This window comes from Brevundimonas staleyi (assembly GCF_041893865.1).
Lineage (GTDB): Bacteria > Pseudomonadota > Alphaproteobacteria > Caulobacterales > Caulobacteraceae > Brevundimonas > Brevundimonas staleyi.
The window spans coordinates 3,919,258-3,938,489 of the sequence record NZ_CP169082.1 but is presented as its reverse complement, the minus strand read 5'-3'; the positions used below and the strand labels follow the sequence as shown (position 1 = coordinate 3,938,489).

At 68.4% G+C, this 19,232-nt stretch carries 19 protein-coding genes and 1 pseudogene; 14 read left to right on the top strand and 6 right to left on the bottom strand.

Features of this window, described 5'->3' with window-relative positions:
* Positions 1-40 precede the first annotated feature (40 nt).
* The 8 genes from ACETK8_RS19725 (at position 41) to ACETK8_RS19690 (ending at position 9,298) form a co-directional block, all read left to right on the top strand.
* Complete coding sequence (locus ACETK8_RS19725) at positions 41-553, top strand: A24 family peptidase (RefSeq protein WP_374037525.1); 513 nt, start codon at positions 41-43, stop codon at positions 551-553.
* Between the two features lie 103 nt (positions 554-656).
* Complete coding sequence (gene cpaB, locus ACETK8_RS19720) at positions 657-1,586, top strand: Flp pilus assembly protein CpaB (protein WP_374037524.1); 930 nt, start codon at positions 657-659, stop codon at positions 1,584-1,586.
* Positions 1,583-3,448, top strand: a complete 1,866-nt coding sequence (locus ACETK8_RS19715) for a type II and III secretion system protein family protein (RefSeq protein ID WP_374037523.1) — start codon at positions 1,583-1,585, stop codon at positions 3,446-3,448. Before cpaB ends, ACETK8_RS19715 begins: the two co-directional genes overlap by 4 nt.
* Before the next feature lie 8 nt (positions 3,449-3,456).
* Complete coding sequence (locus ACETK8_RS19710) at positions 3,457-4,134, top strand: CpaD family pilus assembly protein (RefSeq protein ID WP_374037522.1); 678 nt, start codon at positions 3,457-3,459, stop codon at positions 4,132-4,134.
* Between the two features lie 6 nt (positions 4,135-4,140).
* On the top strand, positions 4,141-5,658 hold the full coding sequence (locus ACETK8_RS19705; protein ID WP_374037521.1) for an AAA family ATPase: 1,518 nt from the start codon (positions 4,141-4,143) through the stop codon (positions 5,656-5,658).
* Positions 5,659-5,661: 3 nt separating this feature from the next.
* Entirely contained in the window at positions 5,662-7,296 is a 1,635-nt protein-coding gene (locus ACETK8_RS19700) for a CpaF family protein (RefSeq protein WP_374037520.1), read from the top strand.
* 4 nt (positions 7,297-7,300) lie between these two features.
* Positions 7,301-8,281, top strand: coding sequence for a type II secretion system F family protein (locus tag ACETK8_RS19695; protein WP_374037519.1), 981 nt, complete (start codon positions 7,301-7,303; stop codon positions 8,279-8,281).
* A 21-nt stretch (positions 8,282-8,302) separates the two neighbouring features.
* Complete coding sequence (locus tag ACETK8_RS19690) at positions 8,303-9,298, top strand: type II secretion system F family protein (protein ID WP_374039438.1); 996 nt, start codon at positions 8,303-8,305, stop codon at positions 9,296-9,298.
* Between the two features lie 16 nt (positions 9,299-9,314).
* Here ACETK8_RS19690 and ACETK8_RS19685 read toward each other — a convergent pair.
* The 4 genes and pseudogenes from ACETK8_RS19685 to ACETK8_RS19670 form a co-directional block, all read right to left on the bottom strand.
* Positions 9,315-10,072, bottom strand: a pseudogene (locus ACETK8_RS19685) (IS5 family transposase).
* A gap of 70 nt (positions 10,073-10,142) precedes the next feature.
* Positions 10,143-10,574 carry an SRPBCC family protein gene (locus ACETK8_RS19680; protein WP_374037518.1) on the bottom strand — a complete coding sequence of 144 codons (432 nt, stop codon included), beginning with the start codon at positions 10,572-10,574 and terminating at the stop codon, positions 10,143-10,145.
* Positions 10,575-10,695: 121 nt separating this feature from the next.
* Positions 10,696-11,985: an MFS transporter gene (locus tag ACETK8_RS19675; protein ID WP_374037517.1), complete on the bottom strand. Its 1,290-nt coding sequence runs from the start codon at positions 11,983-11,985 to the stop codon at positions 10,696-10,698.
* A 490-nt stretch (positions 11,986-12,475) separates the two neighbouring features.
* Entirely contained in the window at positions 12,476-12,820 is a 345-nt protein-coding gene (locus ACETK8_RS19670; RefSeq protein ID WP_374037516.1) for a hypothetical protein, read from the bottom strand.
* 96 nt (positions 12,821-12,916) lie between these two features.
* On the opposite strand from ACETK8_RS19670, the gene ACETK8_RS19665 reads away from it, so the two are divergent.
* The 3 genes from ACETK8_RS19665 (at position 12,917) to ACETK8_RS19655 (ending at position 14,728) form a co-directional block, all read left to right on the top strand.
* Positions 12,917-14,224, top strand: coding sequence for an amidohydrolase (locus tag ACETK8_RS19665; protein WP_374037515.1), 1,308 nt, complete (start codon positions 12,917-12,919; stop codon positions 14,222-14,224).
* Between the two features lie 84 nt (positions 14,225-14,308).
* On the top strand, positions 14,309-14,458 hold the full coding sequence (locus tag ACETK8_RS19660) for a hypothetical protein (RefSeq protein ID WP_374037514.1): 150 nt from the start codon (positions 14,309-14,311) through the stop codon (positions 14,456-14,458).
* 45 nt (positions 14,459-14,503) lie between these two features.
* The gene (locus ACETK8_RS19655; protein WP_374037513.1) at positions 14,504-14,728 is read left to right on the top strand and encodes a hypothetical protein; all 225 of its coding nucleotides are present in this window, start codon (positions 14,504-14,506) and stop codon (positions 14,726-14,728) included.
* Here ACETK8_RS19655 and dapE read toward each other — a convergent pair.
* Positions 14,725-15,909: a succinyl-diaminopimelate desuccinylase gene (gene dapE / locus ACETK8_RS19650; protein ID WP_374037512.1), complete on the bottom strand. Its 1,185-nt coding sequence runs from the start codon at positions 15,907-15,909 to the stop codon at positions 14,725-14,727. The genes ACETK8_RS19655 and dapE overlap by 4 nt on opposite strands.
* Before the next feature lie 75 nt (positions 15,910-15,984).
* Between dapE and ACETK8_RS19645 the strand changes: the two genes are divergently transcribed.
* A complete protein-coding gene (locus tag ACETK8_RS19645; RefSeq protein ID WP_374037511.1) occupies positions 15,985-17,280 on the top strand; it encodes an MFS transporter in 1,296 nt (431 codons plus the stop codon).
* An 88-nt stretch (positions 17,281-17,368) separates the two neighbouring features.
* Here ACETK8_RS19645 and ACETK8_RS19640 read toward each other — a convergent pair whose 3' ends face one another.
* Positions 17,369-18,391 carry a 2'-deoxycytidine 5'-triphosphate deaminase gene (locus tag ACETK8_RS19640; protein ID WP_374037510.1) on the bottom strand — a complete coding sequence of 341 codons (1,023 nt, stop codon included), beginning with the start codon at positions 18,389-18,391 and terminating at the stop codon, positions 17,369-17,371.
* Between the two features lie 96 nt (positions 18,392-18,487).
* Between ACETK8_RS19640 and apaG the strand changes: the two genes are divergently transcribed.
* On the top strand, positions 18,488-18,892 hold the full coding sequence (gene apaG / locus ACETK8_RS19635) for a Co2+/Mg2+ efflux protein ApaG (protein WP_374037509.1): 405 nt from the start codon (positions 18,488-18,490) through the stop codon (positions 18,890-18,892).
* Positions 18,893-18,927: 35 nt separating this feature from the next.
* On the top strand, positions 18,928-19,221 hold the full coding sequence (locus ACETK8_RS19630) for a type II toxin-antitoxin system HigB family toxin (protein ID WP_374037508.1): 294 nt from the start codon (positions 18,928-18,930) through the stop codon (positions 19,219-19,221).
* The last annotated feature ends 11 nt before the right edge of the window (positions 19,222-19,232 follow it).

Genomic DNA, 19,232 nt, shown 5'->3' with positions numbered 1-19,232 from the left:
CGGCAACGCGGATTTAACCCGGCCTGTGCAGGATGACGGCATGGACATCGTTTCTCTGGTCATCCTCAGCATCCTGCCCGGACTGGTCATCGCGGCCGCCCTGTCGGACCTGACGACGATGAAGATCCCGAACTGGCTGTCGGGCTCCCTGATCCTCGGCTTCTTCCCCGCCGCCCTGGTGGTGGGTCTGCCGCTGGGCGTGGTGGGGCTGCACGGCGCGGTGGCCTTCGTCGCCCTTCTGGTCGGGATGGGCCTCTTCGCCTTCCGCATCATCGGCGGGGGCGACGCCAAGCTGATCGCCGCGGCCTGTCTGTGGCTGGGGCCGTCGGCCTCCTTCCCCTTCATTCTCTGGACGGCGATCTTCGGCGGCGTGCTGTCGGTGGGCCTGATCGTCGCGCGCCGCGACTTCGCCCATCATGTCGTCGGCGGTCCGACCTGGGTTCACACCCTCTTGGAGCCCAAGGGCGACATCCCCTACGGCATCGCCATCTGCGCCGGCGCCCTGATGGCCTTTCCGGCCAGCGCCCTGCTCCAGGCCTTCGCCGCCGGCTAGCGTACAAAGGGCGTTTAGGGTCGCGTTAACCCGCGCCCGGCATGGTCGTTAACGGTAGACCGCCCGCGTCACGATTCGCGCTTGGTCTCGCCGGAGACCGTCGATGAAGCCCGCCCGTATCGCCGTCATCTGCATCGCCGCCGTGGCCGCCCTCGGCCTGGCCCTGGTCGTGCGCGCCATGGGATCGTCCTCGGGCGAGCCCGCCGCCGTGGCCGCCGCCGCCCCGGCCGAGCCGCCGCGCCCCATGGCCAAGGTGCTGGTCGCCGCTCGCGATCTGGCCCCCGGCCAGCGTCTGACCGACGCCGATCTGGAGTGGAAGGACTGGCCGGTGGACGAGGTCAATCCGGCCTTCATCACCGACGGCTCCGTGCCCGTCCCGGCCGCCGAGGCCGCCGCCGCCCCCGCGGACGGCAAGGCCGAGGGCGCCGTCGCCCGCGTCACCCGCGCCGCCACCGAACTGGCCGGCGGGGGCGCCAAGTCGGAATATTTCGGATCGGTCGTGCGCGAACCGATCCTGGCCGGAGAGCCCATCATCGGCCGCAAGATCGTGCGGGCCGGGGACAGCGGCTATATGGCCGCCTATCTGGAGCCGGGCATGCGGGCCATGGCCGTCGCCGTCTCGACCGAGACCGCCGCCGGGGGCTTCATCCTGCCGGGCGACCGGGTCGACGTGATCGTCACGGTCGAACTGGACAACAACAACACGGCCACCGAGACCAACCGGGTCAAGTTCGCCAGTCGGCTGGTGCTGCAAAACGTCAAGGTCCTGGCCATCGACCAGTCGACCCGCGCGGCGGACGACCAGCAGGCCGTGGTCGGCGCCACCGCCACCCTGGAGATCGCGCCGGGCGACACCGAGACCCTGGCTCTGGCCAAGGCGGCCGGCACCCTGTCCCTGACGCTGCGGTCCTATGCCGACACCGCCGGTCCCTCGGGCCGGGTGGGTCCGGCGCGCGCCGCCGCCGCTCCCCCCCGCCCGTCCGAGGTGCGCGTCTTCCGCGGCGGAGAGCCCGAAGTGGTGAGCATCCCATGAGCGCCTCCGTGACCCGCCCGACCCTGAAGACCGTCATCGCCCTGGCCTGTGCGGGCCTGGTCGCCGCCGGGGCCGCCGCGCCCGTGACGGCCCAGACCTATGGCGCGCGCCAGACCGTCGCCGCCGGATCCGGTCCGCGACTGGTCAATCTGCCGCGCGGCACCTCCTTCGCCGTCGACCTGCCCGCCGATGCGCGGGACGTGATCGTCTCCAACCCGGCCGTCGCCGAGGCCAATGTCCATTCGCCGCGCCGCATCACCGTCATCGGCATCGCACCGGGCGAGACGGACGCCGTCTTCCTGGACGCCGCCGGTCGCGCCATCCTGACGCTGCGCGTGCGCGTCGACGCCGGCACCTCGGCGCTGCAGGACACCCTCAGCCGCATGGCGCCGGGATCGCAGGTCCACGCCGAGGCGGTCAACGACAGCATCATCCTGACCGGACTGGTGACCAGCGCCGCAGAGGCCGACCGCGTCGTCTCGGTCGCCCGCGCCTTCGTCTCGGCCCCGGAAAAGGTGCTGAACATGCTCAGCGTCGCCGGATCGGATCAGGTCACCCTGAAGGTTCGGGTCGTCGAGGTTCAGCGCAACGCCATCAAGCAACTGGGCATGTCCTCGGACGTGGTCTTCAACTCGGGCAACCAGTCGGTCAGCTTCGGTCGGGGGAACACCTGGGGCGCCAACGGCCAGGCCATGGGCGGCGGCGGCGCCTGCTTCAACCAAGACCGCGCCCGCACGACCAACTACAGCAACACGTCCTCGACGAACAATCAGACGACCAGCGGGTCGAACACGTCGAACACCAACACCAACACCACGTCGAACAACAGCACCAACACAATCACGAACACGACGTCGAACAGCAGCGGCACCACGCTGACCACGTCGGACGGTCGGACCATCACGTTCACGGGCGCGGCGCCGAACACGATCCAGGTGGTCGACTACAACGGCAACACCATCACCCTGAGCGGCGAGCTGGCGGCGGAATATCTGCGCAGCACCGTGTCCGGCACCAGCCTGTCGAACGCGGTGTCGGGCACCTTGGGGTCGACGGTCGCCAGCAGCCTGGTCAGCGTCATCGGTTCGACGATCACCGGCAACACCGGCAACCTGCTGACCAACCTGGTCCAGAACGTCGCCAGCAGCACCTACAGCGCCGTCACCGGCAACAACGTCGGCGCCTGTCTGCAGGCGTTCGAGCGGGTCGGCCTGATCCGCACCCTGGCGGAGCCCAACCTGTCGGCGGTGAACGGCGAGAGCGCCAGCTTCCTGGCCGGCGGCGAGTTCCCGATCCCGGTCGGCCGCGACCGCGACGGCAACATCACCATCCAATACAAGCCCTATGGCGTCAGCCTGGCCTTCCGCCCCGTCGTCCTGTCCGGCGGCAATATCTCGTTGCAGGTCTCCATGGAGGTCTCCGAGCTTCAGCAGGGCGGCGGCCTGACGGTGGGCGCAGGCACGCCCTCGGCCCTGACCCTGCCGGGCCTGGGCGTGCGGCGGTCGGCGACGACGGTCGAGATTCCCTCCGGCGGCTCGATGATGATCGCCGGCCTCCTGCAGGAAAGCACCCGCCAGACGGTCGATTCCCTGCCGGGCGTCACCAACCTGCCGGTGCTCGGCGGACTGTTCCGGTCGCGCGACTATCTGTCGGGCGAGACCGAACTGGTGATGATCGTGGAGCCCTATATCGTCAGCCCGACCTCGCCCGGCCGGATGCAGACGCCCGCCGACGGCCTGCGTATCGCCAACGACGCCCAGACCATCTTCTTCGGCCAACTGAACCAGGCCTACGGCTCCCCCGCCCCGACCGCGTCGCCCTCGGCCGGTTGGCAGGGGCCCGTCGGCTATGTGATCGAGTGAGCGTCGCCATGACCCGTTCTTCCCTGATCGTGTTCGCCTCGGCGGTCCTTCTGGCCGCGCCCCTGGCGGCCTGCGGCGGCGCCGCCGGTTCCGGCCCGATCCCCCTGACCCCCACCTCGCGTTTCGCCCTGCAGGTCGAGCCGGGCATCGAGCGCGTGGCCTTCGCCGTTCACGAGAACGGTTTGTCGGACAACCAGAACCGGGCCCTGGCCGACATGGTTAATCGCTTCGCCGCCGAGGGTGCGCCAATGCTGACGGTCGAGGCGCCGTCGGGCGACGACCCGGCCTCGTCCAGCGCCGCCTGGGCCATCAAGGGCGCGCTGGAAGCCCAGGGCGTGCCGCCCTATCAGGTGCGGCTGGTGACCTATGTCGCCCCCGATCCCCGCGCGCCGGTGCTGGTCGGCTTCGACACCGTGCGGGCCGCCGTGCCCCAGTGCGGGACCAGCTGGACCAACCTGGGCCGCACCGGCGCCAACGCGGGCTACGCCAACTTCGGCTGCGCCGTGAACGCCAACCTGGCCGCCCAGATCGCCGATCCGCGCGACATCGTCCGGCCGCGCACGATGGAGCCGGGCAGCGCCGCTCGCCGCTCGGTCGTCTTCGACAAGTATCGAGCAGGCGACCAGACCTCGGCCAACCGCGAACAGATGGTCGCCGACGGCCGCGTTTCGAATGCGGTGGACTGACCGGCCATGACCAACGCCTTCGCCTCACGCCCCTTCGACGAACTCGACGACGAGTTCGACGCGGACCTGGACTTCATGCCGGCCGCCGCCCCGGTGGCGGGCGGGGACATCAATCCGCGCGAGCCCTTGCAGTTCACCGCCCCGGCCGGTGTTCCGACCGCGCCCGCGGGCGCCGTCGTGGCCCATCCGGGCGGCCTGCCCGCCGCAGCAGTCGGCGCGCCCGCCGGCTACAATCCGGTCGGAGATCTGACGGCGGTCGCCACCGCCGCCCTGACGCCCCAGCTGGGCGGGCTGCAGAACGAGGTCACCGTTCCGCGCATCGCCATCCACGTCTTCGGCGAGCGTCAGGACACCCTGGCCGCCGCGGAACGCGCGGGCCAGGACCGGCGCATGTCGCGCGCCACGACCCAGATCCGCGTCGGCGGCATTCCGGGCGCTCTGGAAGCCTATGCCCACGAGCCGACCCCGCCCCTGATCATCGTCGAGTGCATGGAGGATCCGCAGACCCTCCTGTGGCAGGTCGACCGTCTGGCCGAGGTCTGCGACGCGGGCACCAAGGTCGTCGTCATCGGTGCGACCAACGACATCATCCTGTTCCGCGAGCTGATGAAGCGCGGGGTTTCGGAATATCTGGTCGCCCCGGTCCAGCCGTTGCAGCTGATCGCGGCCATCGGGGGGCTGTTCTCCGATCCAGCCCAGCCGTTCGTCGGCCGCTCCATCGCCTTCGTGGGCGCTCGCGGCGGGGCGGGGGCCTCGTCCGTCGCGCACAACACCGCCTATGCGATGTCCGAGCGGATCGGCGCCAACACGGTCATCGTCGACTACGACCTGCCGTTCGGCACGGCCGGCCTCGACTTCAACCAGGACCCGCTGTCGGGCATCGCCGAGGCCCTGGGCCAGCCCGACCGTCTGGATGCGGTTCTGCTGGACCGGATGATGGTCCGCTGCACCGACAAGCTGTCGCTGTTCGCGGCGCCCGCGACGCTGGACACCGACTGGGACATCTCGCCGGACGCCTTCGAGGAGGTGACCAGCCAGATCCGCGGCACGGCGCCCTTCGTGGTGCTGGACCTGCCGCACATCTGGACCGGCTGGATGCGGAAGACCCTGATCTCGGCCGATGAGGTGGTGGTCGTGGCGACGCCGGATCTGGCCAGCCTGCGCAACGCCAAGAACATGATCGACCTGATCCGCTCGGGCCGTCCGAACGACGCCCCGCCGCGCCTGGTGCTGAACCAGGTGGGCGTGCCCGGTCGTCCGGAAATCCCGGCCAAGGACTTCGGCGCGGCCCTGGGCGTTCACCCCAGCCTGTCGATCCCCTTCGACGCCAAGCTGTTCGGCGCGGCGGCCAACAACGGCCAGATGATCCTGGACGCGGCGGCCAAGTCCAAGGCGTCCGACGCCTTCCAGACCCTGGCCCAGATCGTCTCGCGTCGCGAGCTGCCGATGATCGCCGCGCCCGGCAAGGCGCCGAAAGGCGAATCCAGGTCGATGTTCTCGGGCCTCTTCAAGAAGAAGTCCTGACGGGTGTTCGGCAAGCGCACATCCCAGCCCGGCGGCGGCGTGGCGACGGAGCCGCGTCCCGCGCCCGCGCCTCAGCCCCAGGCTGACTTCGACGACGCCTTCCCCGCACAGCCCCAGCAGGGCACGCAGACCCAGGCCTTCGCCTTCAACGCGGATGCGCCTGAGCCCGAGAACGCCTTCGCCCACAGCTCGGGCCGCCCGGCTTCCGCTCCGGCCTCGCCCGCCGCCGACCGTCTGGACGCGCTCGCCGCCCGGCCGAAGACGGCCGCCGCCCCGGCGCCCAGCGCCGGTCCCGGGCCCAAGGCGACCGCTGGCTTCGAACAGCTGAAGAAGGCCCAGGCCGTCGCCGAGATCGTGCGCGAGCAGAGCGACTACTACCACGCCACCAAGACCACGATCTTCAACGCCCTGATGAACACCATCGACCTGGCCCAGCTGGCCCAGCTCGATACGAAGGCGGCGTCGGAAGAGATTCGCGACATCGTCGCCGAACTGGTGGCGATCAAGAACGTCTCCATGTCGGTGGCCGAGCAGGAGCACCTGGTCCAGGACATCGTCAACGACGTCCTCGGCTACGGCCCGCTGGAGCCGCTGCTGAACCGCGACGACATCGCCGACATCATGGTCAACGGCGCCGGACGCGTGTTCATCGAAGTGAACGGCAAGGTCCAGCTGACCAACGTCCGTTTCCGCGACAACACCCAGCTGATGAACATCTGCCAGCGGATCGTGTCGCAGGTCGGCCGCCGCGTGGACGAAAGCTCCCCGATCTGCGACGCCCGTCTGCCGGACGGCTCCCGCGTCAACGTCATCGCCCCGCCCCTGGCCATCGACGGCGCGACCCTGACGATCCGGAAGTTCAAGAAAGACAAGCTGACGATGAAGAACCTGGTGGAGTTCGCCTCCATCAGCCCGGAAGGGGCGCGGGTTCTGGGCGTCATCGGCGCCTGCCGCTGCAACATCGTCATCTCGGGCGGCACGGGTTCGGGCAAGACGACGCTGCTGAACACCCTGACCGCCTTCATCGACCCGACCGAACGCGTCATCACCTGCGAGGACGCCGCCGAACTGCAGCTGCAACAGCCGCACGTGGTCCGTCTGGAAACCCGCCCGCCCAATCTCGAGGGCCAGGGCACGATCACCATGCGGGATCTGGTCAAGAACTGCCTGCGGATGCGCCCCGAGCGGATCATCGTCGGCGAGGTGCGCGGACCCGAGGCCTTCGACCTGTTGCAGGCGATGAACACCGGCCACGACGGCTCGATGGGGACGCTGCACGCCAACTCGCCGCGCGAGGCCATCAGCCGGATGGAGTCCATGATCACCATGGGCGGCTACGGCCTTCCGTCGAAAACCATCCGCGAGATGATCGTCGGCTCGGTCGACGTCATCATCCAGGCGGCCCGCCTGCGTGATGGTTCGCGCCGCATCACCCACATCACCGAGGTGGTGGGTCTGGAAGGCGACGTGATCGTGACCCAGGACCTGTTCATCTACGAGATCACGGGCGAGGACGAGAACGGCAAGATCGTCGGCCGTCACCGCTCGACCGGCATCGCCCGTCCCCGCTTCTGGGACCGCGCCCGCTATTACGGGCTGGAGCGCGAACTGGCCGAAGCCCTGGACGCGGCGGAGTAGGGCGATGCTTCCCATTCTCGCAGCGATCCTCGCCTTCATCACCATCGGCGGTCTGGGCTGGGCCTTCGTCGGCGGCGACGATTCCTCCAGCCAGGCCCTGAAACGCGCCGAGGGCTTCACCACCCCGGCCGCCCGCTCGGCCAAGGCCAAGGCGGCCAAGGCCGAGGCCAATACGCCCGAGGCGCGCCGCAAGAGCATCGAGCTCCAGCTGAAGGAGGCCGAGCGTCAGGACCGCAAGGCCCGGATGACCATGGCGGCCAAGCTGAAGCACGCCGGCCTGACCATGACGATCAGGACCTTCGCCATCATCAGCGTGTCGCTGGGCGTGGTGGTCTTCCTGCTGGCCTTCCTGTTCGGTCCCAACGTCTTCGTCGCCCTGGGCGCCGGTCTGGTGGCGGGCCTGGGCCTGCCGCGCTGGGTCGTGGGCTTCATGGGCAAGAGCCGGATGAAGAAATTCTCGGCCGAGTTCGCCAACGCCGTCGACGTGATCGTGCGCGGCATCAAGACCGGCCTGCCGGTCCACGACTGTTTCAAGATCATCGGCAAGGAGAGCCCGGCGCCCCTGGGGCCCGAGTTCCAGAAGCTGGTCGAGGGGTTGGGCGTGGGCCTGACCCTCAGTCAGGCGCTGGACAAGATGTACGAGCGGATGCCGACGCCGGAGCTGAAGTTCTTTTCCATCGTCATCGCCATCCAGCAGAAGACCGGCGGCAACCTGGCCGAGGCGCTGAGCAACCTGTCGACCGTGCTGCGCGCCCGGCGTCTGATGGGCGAGAAGATCAAGGCCTTGTCGTCCGAAGCCATCGCCTCGGCCGGCATCATCGGCTCGATGCCGCCGGTGGTCATGATCATGGTTTCGATCTTCACCCCCAGCTACATGACGCTGATGTTCACCGACTTCCGCGGCCAGATCATGCTTCTGGTCGGGGGGACCTGGATGGCGATCGGCATCTTCGTGATGAAGCGCATGATCTCGTTCAAGTTCTAGGAGGGCGTCGTGGAATCCATCATGCGCGCCATCGTCGATCCGGTGAACCTGATGAGCGGGATCGTCGCTCTGCTGGTCTTCGCCACGGTGCTGACCCTGCTCGGCGGGATGACCAGCGGGGTGAAGCTGGAAACCCGGATGAAGGCCGTGGCCGCCCGGCGCGACGAACTGAAGCGCCGTTCGCGTCAGGCCATCACCAGCGGACAGGGCGGTCTTCGCCACACCGACGACGGGTTCAAGAAGACGGTCGTGGACCGGCTGAACCTGACCAAGATGCTGGAGGACCCCAAGGTCGCCGAGCAGATGACCCAGGCCGGGTTCCGGGGTCCGCGTCCGCTGACGACCTTCTACTTCTTCCGCTTCGCCATGCCGTTCATCCTGTTCTTCGTGGCGGCGCTGTACCTGACCTTCATCAACGACTTCGGCCTGCCGATCATGATGCGGCTGGCGGTGATGATGGGGGCGGCGGTGGCCGGCTTCTACGGGCCGAACATCTTCCTCCAGAACGTGATCGCCAAGCGCAAGCAGTCGATCATGGAGGCCTTCCCCGACGCGCTGGACCTGATGCTGATCTGCGTCGAGGCGGGCATGTCCATCGAGGCGGCGATCACCAAGGTGTCGCAGGAGATCGGATCGACCTCCATCGCCCTGGCCGAGGAACTGGCCCTGTTGTCGGCCGAACTCAGCTATCTGCCCGAGCGGCGGATGGCCTACGAAGGGCTGGCCAAGCGGACCAACCATCCGGGCGTCCGGTCGGTCGCCACCGCCATGGTCCAGGCCGAGCAATACGGCACGCCCCTGGGGTCGGCGCTCCGGACCATGGCCAAGGAGAACCGCGAGCTGCGTCTGTCGGCGGCGGAGAAGAAGGCCGCGGCCCTGCCGGCCCAGCTGACCGTGCCGATGATCCTGTTCTTCCTGCCGGTGCTGTTCACCGTCATCCTGGGTCCGGCGATCATCCAGATCCAGGACACGATGTCGAGCAGCGAAGGCCGCCAGCTGCCCAGCGAGCAGCAATAAGGCCTAGGGTCCGGACTCATTTGGCCCAATAGGCGACGGTGGCGGCGATGAGGACGCTGGAGAGGAAGTTCGCGGCGAGTTTGTCGTAGCGTGTCGCGATACGCCTGAAGTCCTTGAGCCTGGCCCATAGGCGTTCGACGGTGTTCCTCTGTCGGTAGGCGACGACGTCGTAGGGGATGGGCCGCTTGCGCGAGGTCGTGGTCGGGATGACGGCCTCGGCGCGTCGTTCGGCCAGTCGCCTTCGGAGGTGATCGGCGTCGTAGCCGCGGTCCGCCAGCAGCCTTGCGAACGGTCCGGCCGCCTCGATCAGGGCGTGGGCCATGGTGATGTCGTTGGTGTTGCCGGCGCTGAGCAACAGCACACGGGGTCGCCCTCGATCGTCCACGAGGCCGTGGATCTTGGTCGTGCGGCCGCCTCTGGAGCGGCCTATGCCCTGGACGAAGCCCCCCCTTTTGCGCCCGCCGCCGAGCGATGGGCCTTGACCGAGGTGCTGTCGATGGCGGCCGAGGAGTAGATGCCGCTGTGGCCGGTCAGGGCCTTGAAGATGTCGTGCCAAACGCCCTGCCGGCTCCAGCGATTGAAGCGGTTGTAGACCGTCGTGTATGGCCCGTACTCCGGCGGGCAGTCCCGCCAGCGCGCGCCTGACTGCAGCATGTGCACGATGCCCGACAACACGCGGCGATCATCGACCCTGCGCGCCCCTCGCCGTCCCGTCGGAAGGTGCGGCTCGATCCGCGCCCAAGCTTCGTCGTCCAGCCAGTAAAGCTTCCGCATCCAAGGCTCCCTTCCAGAAGCCTTGAATCAGAACGCCAAACTCACCGCCAGACCTTATTGAGTACGGACCCTAGTCGGCTTCGGAGGCCGTCTTCAGCGCCTCGGCGATGGTCTCGCAGGCGGTGCGGATCGCTCTTTTGTGCTTGTCGTGGAAGCCCTCTCCCATGAAGCCGGAGAAGATGAAGCCGTTGGCGACGATGCAGGATCCGGGCTCCAGCTGCTCGATCTCGTAGTAGCGGATGACGTTGAACAGGAAGCCGCGCTTCTCGGTCCAGACCAGCTGGGCGTGCGGCTGCCAGTCGGCGACGCGGCCCGCGACCTGACGCTCGGGCAGACCCTCGATCCGTTCGGTCAGGTTGATCGTGCCGCCGAACGAGATGGCGCCAGTCACGCCCGTCTCGACCGGGTTCCAGCGATCCCAGCCGGGCAGGTCGGCGATGACCTCCCAGATCCGCTCGGAGGTGGCGCGGACGCCGATGCGTTTCTCGATCTTGAAATTCATGGAGATGATTTCGCAAGCTCGCCGCCTTGAAGCAAGGCGGCTCGTTGCTTGTTGGGGGCTACCGCTCGACGCGCGGCGTCTCGCTACTTGAGCCCGAGGGGGCTTGGGCGACCAACGAACTCTATCGATTCCCCTCTGGTCCCGGCTGGGAGGCGGGCGGGGCGTCGGGGGCGGGATTGTCCTCCGCGCCCGGCGTCGGGTCGAAGCGCAGCACCGGGCTGAGGAAGGCCAGGCCCAGGGCGATGGCCAGAAGGATCGCATTGCCGGCGAAGGCGCCCCATTCGACGAACTCGTAGAGGGCCACGCCCACGACCGGCGGGATCAGGAAACCGAGGCCCGCGATCGACATCATCAGGCCGGCGACCGCACCCTGTTCGTGCGGCTTCACGGCGATGGACGACCCGGCGGTGAAGCCCGGTCGGGCGAAGCCGACGCCCATGGAGACGACGGCGTAACCGACGACCACGCCGAAATAGCCGGGGGCGACGATGCTCATGAGGTTGCCGAGTAGGGCGAGGGCAGCGCCCCAGCGCATCAGCTCGCGCGGTTGCATCTTCAGGAGGGGGATCAGCCCCCACTGGACCATCAGGGTGGCGGCGGCGCCGGCGAACATGGCCACGCCGATGAAGGGCTGGGCCTGACGCGCGGCCAGACCCGTGGCCGCCATCTCGTCGATGATGTGGAAGCCCAGGACCGAGATGTTCACCGCCTGGGCGCTGACGATCAGGAGGCCGTAGAGCAGGTAGTCCCGCACGCGCGGATCGCGCCACAGACCCTTGTCGCCGCGATGGCCGCTGGGCGAGGGCTGGCGGACGACGTCGCCCGAGGGCAGCTTCTTCCAGACCACGATCAGGACGATCAGGCCGAAGATCGCATAGACATACATGGGCCCCGCCAGCCCCACGAGCGGCAGGATGAAGAAGGGCGACAGGACCGGCCCGATGACGGTGCCGAGGCCTTGGGCGGAGGCCAGCAGCGACATGGCCTGGGTCCGCTGTTCGGGGCTGGTACGGTCGGCCACATAGGCTTGCGACGCGATGGGCGAGGCCGAGCCGAAGACGCCGTATATGGTCCGGGCCGTGGCCATCAGGACGAAGGCGAACAGGGCGCCCAGCCAGCCCTCGATGCCCGAGGTGGCGGCCAGGCCGAAGCCGGTCATGGAGACGACGAACCCGCCCAGACCGATCAGGATGACCTTCTTGCGTCCCAGCTTGTCGGACCAGCGCGCCCAGACCGGCGAGGCCAGGGTCCACATCAGGGCCGAGATGGCGAAGGCCCCGGCGACCAGGGTGTCGGACAGATGGAACTCCCGCCCGATGGCCGGCAGCACCGACTGCAGCCCCATGTTCCCCGCCGTCGCGATCAGGCTGACGACGAACAGGATCATGAAGGCGGGAGAGCGGGGGGACATTGGGGTTCAATAGACCATTGTTCGGGAGAAAGACGAGACGTCTCCCTCCCACCTGGGGGAGGGGCGTCGCGCAGCGACCGGGTGGGGGCGGCAGGGCGACGTGGCGACGGGCGGTGGGGATTGGGGTCGGTGGGGCCTTGCCTGGCCGCCCCCACCCGGTCTCCGCTTCGCTCCGACCACCCTCCCCCGAGGGGGAGGGAGAAGTGTACGCGCGTTTTGAGGGGCGCCAGTTCGGAGGGCTCTTAAAAGTTCTGGGCGTTGGAATCGTTGGCGGATTCCAGGGATGCTTTGCCAACTTGAACCACTTCCTTCTCCCCTTGCGGGAGAAGGTGGCGGGCGAAGCCCGACGGATGAGGGGTACGAGGACGCAGCCGAGATGGGGCCTGGTGCTCGCTCGGCTGAAGTGAGTTTCACCCCTCACCCGACGGCGCAAGAACGACGGCTATCGCCGCCGTGCGCCGTCTCCCTCTCCCGCAGGGGGAGAGGGGTTCTAGATGACCGTCAGGGTCGCCTTCAGCCGCCGGCCGTCGTCCAGTCGCAACCGCGCCTTGACCTCGAACAGGTCGGCGCCGACGGGGACGATCAGGAGGGCCTTGGGTTCGGCGGCGTTGACGCAGACGACCGCGTTCTTCGGGCAGACGTCGAAACAGGCGGTCTCGATCACGGCCAGTTCGGCCTTCCGACCCTTGCCGTCGTTGGGCTTCAGATACTTCTTCAGGGCCTTCTTCAGCGTCTTGTCGCCGTTGGGGCCAAAGCCGCCGTCGAGCTTCTTCTGGCACTTCTTGCAGACCAGGACGACGTCGCGCCATTTCGTCTTGGAGGTCTTGATGGCCATGGCCTGATGTCGGTCAACGAGCGACGTGATGCAAGCCGCTTGCGTCGGGACGCGGCCTCCCGCCATCATCGCGGCGACCCTTTTTCGGAGCCCGACATGATCCGCACCGCCGCCTCCCTGGCCGCCGCCCTGACCCTGATGGCCGCGCCGGCCTTCGCCCAGGCGCCCGCCGGGGCGGTGACGACGGCGGCCGAGGGCGTCGAGGCCGAGGTGATCCAGTGGCGCCGCCATCTGCACGCCAACCCCGAACTGGGCTTCGCCGAGGTTCAGACCGCCGCCTTCGTGGCCCAGCATCTGCGCGAGATGGGGATCGAGGTGCGCGAGGGCGTGGGACGGACCGGCGTGGTCGGGGTGCTGCGCGGGACGGGATCGGGGCCGCAGCATGTGGTGGCTCTGCGCGCCGACATGGACGCCCTGCCTGTGCTGGAGGCGACGGGGCTGCCGTTCGCCTCGACCGCGACGGGGACCTATCAGGGGCAGACCGTGCCGGTGGCCCATGCCTGCGGCCACGACGCCCACGTCGCCATGCTGCTGGGCGCCGCCAAGGTGCTCAGCGGGATGAAGGACCAGTTCAGCGGGACCATCGTCTTCGTGTTCCAGCCGGCGGAAGAGGGCGCGCCTCCGGGAGAGCCGATGGGCGGGGCCAAGCTGATGATCCAGGACGGGGCGCTGGAGGATCCGAAGGTGGAGGCCATCTTCGGCCTGCACGTCGTGCCGGGGCGGCCGGGATCGGTCTTCTATCGGCCGCAGGGGTTCATGGCCGCGTCGGACCGGGTGGACATCACCCTGAAGGGGCGTCAGACGCACGGCGCCTGGCCCTGGCGCGGGATCGACGTGGTGGCGGTGGCCGGTCAGGTGATCTCGACCGTGAACACTTTGACGGCGCGGACCATCGACCCGACGACGACCCCGACCGTCTTCACCATCGCCACGGTCAATGCGGGGGTCCGCTACAACATCATCCCCGAGGAGGCGACGATGTCGGGGACGCTGCGGACCTTCGACGTGGCGCAGAGGGACGATCTGGTGCGGCGGGCCGAAGCCGCGATCGACCATATCGCCGAGGCCTACGGCGCGACCGCCGAGTTCGGGGTGCGCCAGAACGCGGCCCTGGTGTTCAACAACGAGGAACTGTCCGCCTGGCTGGCGCCGGTCCTGACCGAGGTGGCGGGCGAGGGGAACGTCAATCCGGCCACCCCGCCGACGACGGTGGCCGAGGACTTCTCCTATTTCCAGAACGAGATCCCGGGCGTCTTCTATCACCTGGGCGGGACGGCGGACGGGGTCGATCCGGCGACGGCGGCGCCCAACCATTCGCCCCAGTTCGACGTCAACGAGGACGTGCTGGTGCTGGGGGTGAAGACCCACGCCCTGTCGGCGCTGAGGTTCCTGGAACGGCCGTAAGGTGAGCGGGCGTTCGCCACGTTCGTTGGCGATCGCTCAACACTCCGGGCGCAGGCTCCGAAGGTTACGCCCTGGAGACCCGTCATGCGGTTCGCGTCGTTCGATACATCGGCCCTGGAGGCCAAATCCCGGCAGCAGCTGTTGCGCGAGACCTTCTTCTTCCTCGCCTCCTTCGTGGCGACGCTGGGCGGGTCGATGATCCTGATGAACCATGCGGCGGCGGTGATCGCCTGACCCCTCCGGCTTGACCTCGTCCGCGCGGGCGGCGAGGGGAGGGCGATGACGAACACCGACACCGAACTGGCCCGGTTCAAGGCCGCGCGCGACACGGCCATCCATCGCCTGCGCCTGATCGAACAGGGGGCGCAGATCCTCTATGAGGACGGAACGCCGGTGGACATGGCGTCGGAGAAGGCGCGGCTGGAACAGGTGGTCGCCGACATGGACCGTCGCATCGCCCGGCTGGAACTGGCGGCGGCCAAGCCGACCGGGCCGCTGAACTAAAGCGTCTGCACCGCCTCGATGACCCGGCGATAGGCGGCGGTCAGGGCTTCCAGTTCGGCGGTCGGGACCCGCTCGTCGACCTGGTGCATGGTCTGGCCGACCAGACCCAGCTCCAGCACCGGACACATGGCCCGAATGAAGCGGGCGTCCGAGGTGCCGCCGGTGGTCGAGGCCTCAGGCCTGATCCCGGTCGAGGCTTCGACCGCGTCCTGAACCGCCGTGACGAAGGGGCCGTGGGGGGTCAGGAAGGCTTCGCCGGAGCACATGTGTTCGAGGGTGATCTGAAGGCCCGTCTCGGCCTGGACGCGGCCGGCCTCGCGGTTCAGCCAGTCGATCAGGCCGTCGCCGGTCTGGGCCGGGTTGAAGCGGATGTTCAGCCGGGCGCGGGCCTCGGCGGGGATGACGTTCGTCGCCGGGTTGGCGATGTCGACGGTGGTGATTTCAAGATTGGACGGCTGGAAGGCTTCGTAGCCGGCATCCAGCACATGGGCGTCCAGCGCGGCGAGCAGGCGGACCAGGACCGGGGCGGGATTGGCCGCGCGGTCGGGATAGGCGACGTGCCCCTGTTTGCCGTGGACGGTGATCCAGGTGTTGAGCGAGCCGCGACGGCCGATCTTGATCATGTCGCCGAGCTGCTGTTGCGACGACGGTTCGCCGACGACGCAGGCGTCGATGACCTCGCCCTCGGCCATCAGGGTTTCGACCACCCGCTTGGTGCCGTGCAGCGCCGGGCCTTCCTCGTCGCCGGTGATGAGGAAGGAGAGGGAGCCGTTCGGTTCACCTTCGCTGATGATCTGCGACACGGCCGCGACCCAGGCGGCGATGCCCCCCTTCATGTCTACGGCGCCGCGTCCGTAGAGGACGCCGTCCTTCACCTCGGCGGCGAAGGGGCCCGAGGACCAGGCGGCGGCTTCGCCCGTCGGGACGACGTCGGTGTGGCCGGCGAAACAGAGGTTGGGCGAGGCGGTCCCGCGCCGGGCATAGAGGTTCTCGATCCGCGCCTCCCTCCCCTCTCCGCCCGGCCCCTCGAAGGCCATGCGGCGGCAGGTGAAGCCGAGATCGGTCAGGACGCGCTGCAGCGTGTCCATCGCGCCTTCGTCGGCGGGGGTGACGGACGGCCTGCGGATCAGGTCGCGGCAGAGTTCGACAGGATCGATGACAGGAGTTGATGCGGCGCTCATGGGACCACGCTTTACGGACATCGCGCACGGGCGCAAAGACCGTTGGTCCTCCCCGACGGAAACGCTTGCGCCGACATGACCGACTCCCCCGAGGCGCCCGAGCCCCTCACCAAGCCGAACGCCGAGGCCGCGCTGGCCGCGCACGGAACCAACCCCTGGGCCATTCACGACTTCCGCCTGATCTGGCTCGGCCGGGTGCTGGCGGTGCTGGCGATCCAGATCCAGTCCTCGGCCCTGCTGTGGCAGGTCTATGAGATCGCGCGGCGCGACCATCCGATCGAACAGGCGAGCCTGTATCTGGGCCTCGTCGGTCTGGCGCAGTTCATTCCCTTGCTGCTGCTGACCCTGCCGGCCGGGGAGATGGCGGATCGGCGGGATCGGCGTCGGACGGTGACCCTGGCCATCCTGGCGGAGGGAACCTGCGCCCTGATCTTCCTGGCCATGGCGATCCACGGGCATCCGCCGCTGTGGGGGCTGCTGGCCGTGGCCGTGGGCTTCGGCGCGTCGCGGGCTTTCCTGGCGCCGGCCAGCCAGGCCTATCTGCCGATGGTGGTGGGACGCGCCGCCCTGCCGCGCGCCATCGCGGCCCAGTCCATCGCCTTCCAGACCGGGGCCATCGCGGGTCCGGCCCTGGGCGGGTTGATCGTCGGACGGTCCGTGTCCCTGGCCTATGGCGTGGCCCTGACCCTGTTCGTCATCGCCCTGATCTGTTTCCTGATCATCAGGACCAGCGGCAAGCCGACGCCGGTCGAGGCCTCGGGCGACCGCTGGGAGGCGGTGAAGGACGGGCTGAAATACGTCTGGAACACCAAGATCGTGTTGGGCGCCATCTCGCTGGACCTGATCGTGGTGCTGTTCGCGGGGGTGGCGCTTCTGACCCCGATCTTCGCGCGCGACATCCTGCATGTCGGGGCCGAGGGGTTCGGCCTGTTGCGCGCCTCGTTCGGGGTGGGGGCCTTCCTGATGGCCCTGATCCTGGCCCGCTATCCGATCCCGGGACGCGGCGGGATGCTGATGTTCGCCTCGGTCGCCGTGTTCGGCGTCTGCACCATCGTGTTCGGCCTGTCGAAGATCGTCTGGCTGTCGGCGGCGGCCCTGTTCATCGGCGGGGCGGCGGACATGGTCAGCGTCAACATCCGCCAGACCCTGATCCAGCTGTCGACGCCGGATCACATGCGCGGGCGGGTGTCGTCGGTGTCGATGCTGTTCATCGGCGCCTCCAACGAACTGGGCGAGGCCTATTCCGGACTGATGGTGCGGTTGCTGGGACCCATCGGGGCGGCCGTGTTCGGCGGGTTCGGCGCCCTGGCGGCCACGGGCGTCTGGGCGAAGTTGTTCCCCGGGCTGCGGAAGGCCGACAAGCTGGTGTGAGGCTAGGCAACAGGCACTAGGCAATAGGCAACAGAAGGCAGCGCCTGCCGAAACCTGTTGCCTATTGCCTAGTGCCTGTTGCCTAGCCTCAGCCCCACACCTTGAAATGCTTCGACAGCTTCAGGCCCTGCTTCTGGTAGTGGCTGCCGCCCTCGCCGTAGAGGCGCGAGGGGCGTTCGGTCAGGGGTTCGTAGACGAGGCGGGCGACGATCTGGCCGTGTTCCAGCAGGAACGGGGTGTCGTGGGTGCGGACCTCCAGCACGCCTTTGGAGCCCGCGCCGTGGGCCTCGTCCGTGCCGAAGCCGGGGTCGAAGAAGCCGGCGTAGTGGACGCGGAACTCGCCGACCGAGGGGTCGATGGGGGTCATCTCGGCGGCCTGATCGACGGGGATCTCCACGTCGTCCGACGAGGCCAGGATGTAGAACTCGCCCGGATCGAGCAGAAGCTCGCCGCGACGGAGCGACAGGGGCTCCCAGAAGTCCTTCGGGTCATGGCCGTCGATGTGGTCCAGGTCGACGACGCCGGCGTGGCGACGGCCGCGGAAGCCGACGATGTCGCCGCCCTGCAAATCGACGCCGACCGAGCGGGTCTCCAACTTCGGCGGCTCCCCGGCCTTGAGGCGGAGTTGGTTCAGACGAGTGCCGGGACGGACCAGGATGGAGAAGGTCTGGGGCGCGATCTCCAGATAGAGGGGGCCTTCGTAGCCCTCGTCCACGTCGTCGAAGGAGCCGCCGCGATCGGTCAAAAGGCGCACGAAGACGTCGACGCGGCCGGTCGAGGATTTGGGGTTGGCGCGGGCCAACAGGCCCTTGGGCAGGCTCAGCCGCTCTTGCAGTTCCGCGATATAGACGCAGCCCTTCTCCAGGACATAGCCGTCCGACAGGTCGATGGGGTGCATGGAGACGTCGGCGATGCGGTCGGCGACCAGCCGCTTGCCCGGCAGGAAGGAGGCGCGCACGCGCCAGGCGCGGTCGGACAGGCGCAGGTCCAGGCTGGCCGGCTGAACCTGATCGGCGTCCCAGGGGGTGGCCGTGGTGATGGCGCCGCCGGCGATCAGGGCTTCGATGGACTGGGCCGGCAGGATGCCGGGGATCGGAAATTCGAGAGACATAGAGAACGCCTTACACAATGTATGTGATTTACACACTGCGGTCGCGTGCTGCTTGAGCCCGCTTGAACTGTGGCTTGCGTCGAGCGACCATGGGTCATGCACGACACCCAACCCTATGTGGCTGAAACGGAAGGCGTCATCGTCCGCGTCCGCCCCAGCTATCTGGCCGGTCAGTCCGATCCGGACGAGGGTCGCTGGGTCTGGGCCTATCAGGTCGAGATCGAGAACCAGGGGCCGGAAGCCGTCCAGTTGATGGCGCGGCGGTGGATCATCACCGACGCCACCGGCCATGTGGAGACGGTGCGCGGGCCGGGCGTGGTGGGCGAACAGCCCCTGATCGCGCCGGGCGACAGCTATTCCTATGCCTCCGGCTGTCCGCTCTCGACGCCGTCAGGGTCGATGGAGGGGGCATACATGATGACCGACGCCAAGGGCCGGTCGTTCGAGGCGGCCATCCCGGCCTTCAGCCTCGACCTGCCGGGTGGGCGGGTGCTGAACTAGTTGCTCCCAATACGGGAACATGCTAGGGTTCGTCCATGAACGTCGTGGCGCGCCGCACGCTCGTCGAGTTCTGGGCCCGGCATCCGCGCGCCATGGGTCCGCTCTCGGCCTGGTACGACCTGGCCCGCGCCGCCGAGTGGCGGACGCCGCAGGATGTGCGCGGCGACTTCAACTCCGTCGATTTCGTCGGTGACAACCGGGTCATCTTCGACATCGGCGGCAATAACTATCGGCTGGTCGTTCGGATTTCCTATCCGTTCAAACAGGTGCTGGTGAAGTTTGTCGGGACCCATGCCGAGTACGACCGGATCGATCCGGCCTCGGTCTGAAAGGAGAGGCG